This window comes from Pseudonocardia sp., assembly GCF_025965585.1.
Lineage (GTDB): Bacteria > Actinomycetota > Actinomycetes > Mycobacteriales > Pseudonocardiaceae > Pseudonocardia.
The window spans coordinates 1-6,924 of the sequence record NZ_JAOPWR010000546.1; the positions used below are offsets into that span (position 1 = coordinate 1).

Genomic DNA, 6,924 nt, shown 5'->3' on the forward strand with positions numbered 1-6,924 from the left:
GTCGGAGGCGGCTGGTGAGTCCTCGCCACTGAGGTAGTGGATGTCCAACGGCTTGTTGGTGATGAACAGGACCGTGACGTCGTTGTCCGCGGTCGCGCCGTGCTCCATCTTCTTACCCTCAGGAAACCAGACGAACTCACCCGGCCCGAAGGAACCTGCACTGGTCTTCAGTACACCGTCGAGCACATACATGCCGTGCGCGCAGTTATGCGTGTGCCAGGTGTTGGTGAACCCTGCGAAGTACTTCAGTTTCATCACCGACATGCCGGTGTCCGAATCCTCGATGAGGGGCTTCACCGCGATGTCGCCGTCAAGCTCGTCGATATGGCGTACCTCCCAGGCCTGGGTGTTGGAGTTCCAGCTCTGGATCTCGGCCTGCGGAGCCTGTACGTCCGACATCATCATCTCCTCATCATCGAGCACGGGGAGGTGATCATCCCAGCAGCACCGCGCTGCAGTTGCCTCAAAATGTGACTGTCATGATCGTCTGGTAGCTCAAACCAGTGCGTCCCTGCTACCTCAGCGGCGGCACTGCCGGCTCCTGCGCCGCTACCCCTCGGTCAGTGGCTGGTACAGGGCGTAGGGAGGCCGCTTCGTTGGCCGCGGAGCGCCTGTTCACCTCGTCGAGCGAGCGCGATGCGGTCGCGTTCCTCGAGTGGCCGCGGCGAGCGCACGTGGGCACGCCGGTGAGTTCCGCTTCAACGACGAGGCCCTGGTGACGGCTGAACGGTCCCACAGTCGCATCCTGCGAGAGTCATGTTCGGGGTGCGGCGGCGAGTAGCTCCCGTTGGTGGCGCCAGGTTGCCACGACGTCCTTGGGGTCGACGTCCGAACCTGCGATGGTGAAGGTGATCCCGCTGGTCACCGACATGCCGGCGTGCATGTCCGACTCGACGGCTGTGACGGTGAGCTCGAAGAATTCCAGGGAGGTGTCGGCTGGGGAGGCCAGGGGAGTGGGGTCGCCGCGGACGTAGAGCACCGCTCCCGGGGCGATCGAGCTGAACAGCGCCGGCCGCGTGGTCCGCAGGTTGTGCCCGGTGCGCGTGTTCTTCCACAGCGCGACTCGCAGGTGCCGGTCGTCGTGGACGACCACCTCGCCCACGCCGAGCATGGATATCCGCGGGTTGCCGGAATCGTCGCAGGTGCTCAGCAGATAGGCCGGTTGATCCTCTTCGGCCAGCGCCTTGTCGCCCAGGGCCTCGACGAGCTCAGGAGGGAGACGGTTGCCGATCAGTTGGGCCATGGCACCTGACTCCCCGTCACGGTCGCGGCATGTGAGCCGATGCCGCTGCGGCCGGTCAGTTCTGGTGGGCGAGCCAGCGTTGTTCCTCGCCCGGCCTGGGCAGCACCCTGCCACCTTCCATGACGTGCCGCGCGTCGATCTCCTGCAGGAAGCAGGCGATGTCGCTCTCCGGTCGCCCGGTGACGGTGGTCCATGCGTGGGAGATGCCGGTGAGTAGTTCGAGGGTGACGGATTCCGGACGCCCGGCACGGATCAGGCCGGTGATCCGTGAGGCCGACGACGGTTCACCGGCGACGTACAGATCGGCTGGTGATACCTCGTGGTAGGACACCGTGACGAAGCTTTCCGGGGCGCCCGTTGCTGCGCAGTGGATGCGCGTGATCTCCCTTGCCAGGTCGGCTTTCTGCCCGTCGGTGAGGAGTCCGGCTTGTGTAGTGCATTGGTAGAAGGGCATGGTTACTTCCGGGGATCGGGAACGGAGGGGAACAGCGGCATATCCGGAATGGTCTTCGGATCGATCTTGAAGACCGCCGGGTACGTGGCCGGGTCGGTGGCGTACGAGGGTTCGGTGGTGCGCCAGCTGTAGAAGCAGGTGTGGCAGGAGAACATGGTCCACGCGCCGGGGACGGGAGAGACGGTGAGCACCCGGATGTCGTGATCGTCGCAGCGGGGGCAGATGGTCGGTAGTTCCTCGGACGTGGTCATTTCAGCAATCCCTTGAGCTTCTCTTCCCATTCCTTCGTGCCCATCGGCTGGTCGACCTGCTGGGAGTAGTGGCCACGGGTCTCCGGCGCGATCGGAGTGGTCGCGTCGAGCACCACCTTGTGGATGATGCCGGGCGGGTCGGAACTGGGGTCGAGCGGCAGCACCGACGCGTTGGGGACGGTCACGATGTCGTAGTGCGGGTGGAACTTGACCGACAGCGCCCACATCACCTGGGCCAGGTTGAACGGGTCTACCGTGTCGTCGACCACGATGACGACGGTGCAGTAGCCGAGGCCGTGTGGAGTGGTCATGGCGCGGAGGCCGACCGCTTTGGCGAAGCCGCCGTAGCGTTGTTTGACCGATATGATCGCTAGCAGCCCCTGCGTGTACATCGCATTGACCGCGACGACGTCGGGGAAGTCCTTCTTGAGTTGTTGATACAGCGGCACGCTCGTGTTCAGGGCCAGCGTGTAGTCCATCTCGGTCCACGGCATGCCGAGGTAGAGATGTTCGAAGATGGGGTTCGTCCGGTAGCTCACCTTGCGGATCTGGATCACCGGCTGCCGGCGTCCGCCGGAGTAGTGCCCGGTGAACTCCCCGAACGGGCCCTCGATCTCCCGCACCCCGGCGATGATCTCGCCCTCCAGCACCGCCTGGGACCCCCACGGCACGTCGAAGCCGGTCAGCGGTGCCGTCGCGATCTGGTACGGGCTGCCCTGGATGGCGCCGGCCATCTCGTACTCGGACTGCTCGTAGGTCAGCGGCATGCCGCCGACTGTGGTGATCACCGGCTCGTTGCCGATCGTGATCGCCACCGGCAGGTTCTCACCCCGTTCCTCCGCGGCGCGCAGGTGCAGTCCGATGTCGTGTGTCGGCAGCGGCTGGATCCCCAACCGGTCGACGTCCTTGACCTGGATGCGGTAGATGCCGACGTTCTGCTTGTCGAAATTGTCCGGGTCGTCGGGATCCCGGCTGACCACCGCGCCCTTGTCGATGTAGCAGCCCACGTCGTAGCGGTTGAGCCGGAAGAACGGGAACAGGTCGAACAGGTTGATCCCGCCGTCCATGGTGTGCTCCCGCCACGGCGCGTCCTCGCGGCGCTCGACCGCGACCGGGAAGTCGTCCCAGCGACGGGCGAACTCGAAGAACTGCTCCTTGACCGGGGTGTCCTTGTCCATTCCCAGCATCAGCGCGTGGTTCGGCCACGAGCCGATCAAATTGATGGCTACCGAGCCGTGTTCGTAGCCGTTGATATTGGTGAACAGCAGCGCCGGCCCGCGATCGGTCAGGTTGGCCACCGCCCGCGCCGCAGCGCCCAGATCCGGCTCGGGATTCACCGTGTCGCTGATCTTCAGCAACTGGCCGTTCTTCTCGGCGTGGGACAGGAAGTCGGACAGATCCGAGTACGCCATGTTCATTCCTCAGGTCGGACCGCGGCGAGTTGGGCGGTTTGCGCTGTGCCCATACCCGCCCATCGGCGCGCGGACGGCAGCGACAGGCCGAACTGATCCAGAGTCCGGCCGACGATGTGATCGACGATCTCCGCCACGCTGGTGGGATGGTTGTAGAAGGCGGGCATCGGCGGCAGGATCACCGCGCCCATCCGGGTGAGATCCAGCATGTTCTCCAGATGGACAGCCGAGAGCGGGGTTTCCCTGGCCACCAGCACCAGCCGACGCCGCTCCTTCAGCGTCACGTCGGCGGCACGCCCGATCAACCCCTCACCGTAACCGGTCCGGATACCGGCCAGCGTCTTCATGCTGCACGGCGCCACGATCATGCCGTCCATCGGGAACGACCCGCTGGAGATCGCCGCACCCTGATCGTTCGGGCTGTAGGCGGTGGACGCCAACGCGGTGACCTCCCGTATCGAGTACGACGTCTCCTGCGTCACCGTCGCCCGTGCCCACCGACTCACCACCAGATGGGTCTCCACATCCAGCTCGCGCAACGCCTCCAGCATCCGGATGCCGAGCACTGCGCCGGTGGCTCCGGTCATCGCGACCACGATTCGCACGGACTACTCCTCCCGGCGTGCGGGAACCTGGGGTTGCCGATGCGGTCATCCGTGTTCGAGAACGTGCTCGCGGTGAGCGGCGGTGTTGGAGCCGTCCCACTGGTAGCGATCGGTCTCCGGCAGCCCGACGAGTTCCAGCAGCCGTTCGACCAGCTCGTCCTGTAGCTCGGCCAGCGTCTTCGGAACGTTGTAGTAGGTCGGGATCATCGGGTAGACGATCGCGCCGGTTTCGGTGACGGCGACCATGTTGCGCAGGTGTGCCAGATTCAACGGCGCTTCCCGAAGGCACAGCACCAGCATGCGACGCTGCTTGAGGGCCACGTCCGCGGCCCGTTCGATCAGGCTCTGCGCCTGCGCCTGGGCGATCCGGCCCAGCACTCCGGCCGCGCAGGGCAGCACGATCATGGCGTCGTTGCGGTAGCTGCCGCTGGTCACCGGCCCGGTCATGTCGTCCGCGTCGAGCACGCTCACCTTCGGTGAGGTCACACCGAGCGCCTGCAGCATCGAGTCCTGGTCCTCCCCGGTGCCGAACTCGAAGGCCACCAGCTTGCGTCCGTTGGCCGATACCAGGAGGTCGATGTGCGTGACGCGCGCGTCGTTCTGCAGGGCCTGAAGTAGTCGCTTGGCGGCGCCGGTGCCGCCCGCACCGGTGATGGCCACCGTGATGTTCCGGCTCTCCGCCATGTCGCCTCCTCGTCGAACGGCCGACCGCCCGTGCATACCGAGTGATCACCATTGGTCGATCGGCGCGCGCCGGGTAGACCCCCGCCGGACGGCTGCCCCGTGCCACGACGTGCGCGCGCTTCCCGCCGATGTGCGCACCCGCTTACCCCTGCACCCGCACCGGTTCCAGGAAGGTACGAGGGCCGCTGAGGTGCGCACGTAGCTCTGCCAGAGTGACGGACGCGGGCAGGCGGCATCTCCTGCTGGGAGGCCGAAATCCGCGCCGCGATTTCACCCTGCGGAGAGGTAGCCCACGCAAGCAGTCGCGCGCCGGGGGGTTCGGGGTCGCGCGGCTACACGGCGTTCGATGTGGGACGCACCTGGCCGGACGGTGCCGAGCGACCCCGCGGTTGGTTCCCTGCGGAACAGCCGCCGCAGGACGGACCGACGTCGACACCTGAGGTCCTTGCCGAGAAGTGCGTCAGGTCCCGTGAGTGGAACAATAATCACGAATAGGCCAGTTCGCCAGCCGGATCTCGAGATCGAGCCGGTGCTCGGCGACAGAGATCGCTGTCCGCGGCTACGCCGTGCGGTGTGAGCGCCCGGATCGCGACACCACCGAGAACCGGATGGGGCTGGACCTGATGCGCCGGCCCGTCCGGAGAACGGGGAAGAAGCCGTGAAGCACACGACGTTGAACGGCCTCGGGGTGTCCCGCCTCGGCGTGGGCGCGATGGGGACGTCCGCCGCCTACGGCGGCGCGGCACTGGACAGCCTGCGCTTCAGTACCCGAATGGACTCGGTTGTGCTGGCGCGCCCAACGCCTGGGCGACTCGCTTGAGGTCCTCCGCAGTCAGCGGCGTCGCGTACATCCTGAGAACCTCGGAATCCTGGGGGCAGCGGGCGAGGTCGGGGCAGACGAGAGGGATCAGCGCTCGGAAGGCCCTCGACAGCTCAGCGAACGATGTTGCATCGAAGGCCGCCCTGATTCCCGGAGGGCCGCCGGTACTGATCGCCTTGGCGATGAAGTCATCCACGCCTAGCTTCTCGAGCCCTTTCTGGACCGCGTCCCCAACCACCTTTTCGTAGGTACCGGGGTCGACCACCTCTGCCGCCGCGCCGAGCTGCACGCACACCCAGTGGTTCCTGCGATCCCTGCGGCCGTACGGCAGGCCTTCGATAATCTTGTCGGCGGCCTTCGCGTAGAAGCCGTCCTTGTCGAATACATAGTTGATCAGGCTGGGCTCGATCCTCACTGGTACACGCGAGCGGTCGCGCCGGCCACGGACATCCACGGTACGGAGACGCCGCTTCGCCACACGCCGCGCGTCGGCTACTGATGCACGCAGACGTTCCTGTGCGTTCGGCCAGGGCTTGACCTCCGGCTGTGGAGGAGCCGGCCCGCGACGTCGAGGCTGCGTGCGATTTTCGTTGTGCTCGCTTCGCCGCCGAGTCTGCGGTGCTGCGTTCTGTCGCCTCCCGGCGACCGGAGCAGGTCGCAGTGCCTGTCTCTGCGCTTCTCCGCGTTGCGAGCTCTCACGCCGGAAGGAGGACAAGGAAACTATCCAGGAGTACCAGGCAACTCGGTCGGAGAGGTGTTGCCTGCCGATCTTCGACTTCCATGACCGGTGGTGTCTCCTGCACCTCCCGCAGTAATACAGACCAGAAGCCGCGGCCATGTTCTTGACGCTACATAGCGTCACCGTCACCGTCATCGGCCATTCGGCCGCAGGAGCTCGCCGAAGAACTTCAGCTGGTCCTTGGTCGACGGGGTCCGAACAATAAGGTGAGCGAGGGCGCCCCGTGCCCAATGCGCTCTCGCGGGGTCGCGAGCACCGGGGTCGTGGCAGCGATCATCCGTTGGCGTGCTCCGCTAGCAGGCGATGATCCCCGAATTCTGAAGGGGCGGGGCCGGTCAACCCCCGCGGATTGCTGTTGATCTTTTTTCTGGTCGGTGCTCCGGCTGTTTGTGGGCGTGTCGAGGTAAGCGGCGGGGTCAGGATCGCCTGGATGGCGACCGCGTCAGCGGCCGGAGGTCCTTGATGCCGTCGCCGGTCGGCGTGTCCTGGCCACGAACGACCACACGCGAGTGGACGGTGTCCTCGGCGACGTCGACCTCCTCACGCGCTACACCTATCGAGGTGACACAGACATGACATCGCCGGCGACAGTTCCGCCCCGGTAGGCGGCGTTCCCCGCACCCGGACTCCGGCCCAAGCCACTCCGACCGTGGCGCTCGAGCACCGCACCGAGTGATCCTTCGCGTTGACCGACGATCGGTCCGACCCGTAGTCGA

Annotated in this window: 8 protein-coding genes; all 8 read right to left on the reverse strand. The window is 66.0% G+C overall.

What is annotated here, in order from left to right; all coding sequences use genetic code 11:
* A partial coding sequence (locus tag JWR81_RS33680; RefSeq protein ID WP_297662034.1) for a cupin domain-containing protein occupies positions 1-423 on the reverse strand: 423 nt, incomplete at its 3' end.
* 331 nt (positions 424-754) lie between these two features.
* Positions 755-1,243 (reverse strand): hypothetical protein, encoded by a 489-nt coding sequence (locus tag JWR81_RS33685; RefSeq protein WP_297662036.1) that lies wholly within the window; start codon positions 1,241-1,243, stop codon positions 755-757.
* 55 nt (positions 1,244-1,298) lie between these two features.
* Positions 1,299-1,697 (reverse strand): tautomerase family protein, encoded by a 399-nt coding sequence (locus tag JWR81_RS33690; RefSeq protein WP_297662037.1) that lies wholly within the window; start codon positions 1,695-1,697, stop codon positions 1,299-1,301.
* Between the two features lie 2 nt (positions 1,698-1,699).
* Positions 1,700-1,948: a non-oxidative hydroxyarylic acid decarboxylases subunit D gene (locus JWR81_RS33695; RefSeq protein ID WP_297662039.1), complete on the reverse strand. Its 249-nt coding sequence runs from the start codon at positions 1,946-1,948 to the stop codon at positions 1,700-1,702.
* On the reverse strand, positions 1,945-3,360 hold the full coding sequence (locus JWR81_RS33700; RefSeq protein ID WP_297662041.1) for a non-oxidative hydroxyarylic acid decarboxylases subunit C: 1,416 nt from the start codon (positions 3,358-3,360) through the stop codon (positions 1,945-1,947). The genes JWR81_RS33695 and JWR81_RS33700 overlap by 4 nt, the downstream gene beginning before the upstream one ends.
* A gap of 2 nt (positions 3,361-3,362) precedes the next feature.
* Positions 3,363-3,965, reverse strand: a complete 603-nt coding sequence (locus tag JWR81_RS33705) for a UbiX family flavin prenyltransferase (RefSeq protein WP_297662043.1) — start codon at positions 3,963-3,965, stop codon at positions 3,363-3,365.
* Positions 3,966-4,010: 45 nt separating this feature from the next.
* Positions 4,011-4,649, reverse strand: coding sequence for a UbiX family flavin prenyltransferase (locus JWR81_RS33710; RefSeq protein ID WP_297662045.1), 639 nt, complete (start codon positions 4,647-4,649; stop codon positions 4,011-4,013).
* Positions 4,650-5,410: 761 nt separating this feature from the next.
* Entirely contained in the window at positions 5,411-5,884 is a 474-nt protein-coding gene (locus JWR81_RS33715; protein WP_297662047.1) for a hypothetical protein, read from the reverse strand.
* Positions 5,885-6,924 lie beyond the last annotated feature (1,040 nt).

Excerpts from the sequence above, each read along its gene's own strand:
- JWR81_RS33710 (WP_297662045.1), bottom strand. The coding sequence starts at position 4,649 with ATGGCGGAGAGCCGGAACATCACGGTGGCCATCACCGGTGCGGGCGGC.
- JWR81_RS33685 (WP_297662036.1), bottom strand. The coding sequence starts at position 1,243 with ATGGCCCAACTGATCGGCAACCGTCTCCCTCCTGAGCTCGTCGAGGCC.
- JWR81_RS33690 (WP_297662037.1), bottom strand. The coding sequence starts at position 1,697 with ATGCCCTTCTACCAATGCACTACACAAGCCGGACTCCTCACCGACGGG.
- JWR81_RS33700 (WP_297662041.1), bottom strand. The coding sequence starts at position 3,360 with ATGGCGTACTCGGATCTGTCCGACTTCCTGTCCCACGCCGAGAAGAAC.
- JWR81_RS33695 (WP_297662039.1), bottom strand. The coding sequence starts at position 1,948 with ATGACCACGTCCGAGGAACTACCGACCATCTGCCCCCGCTGCGACGAT.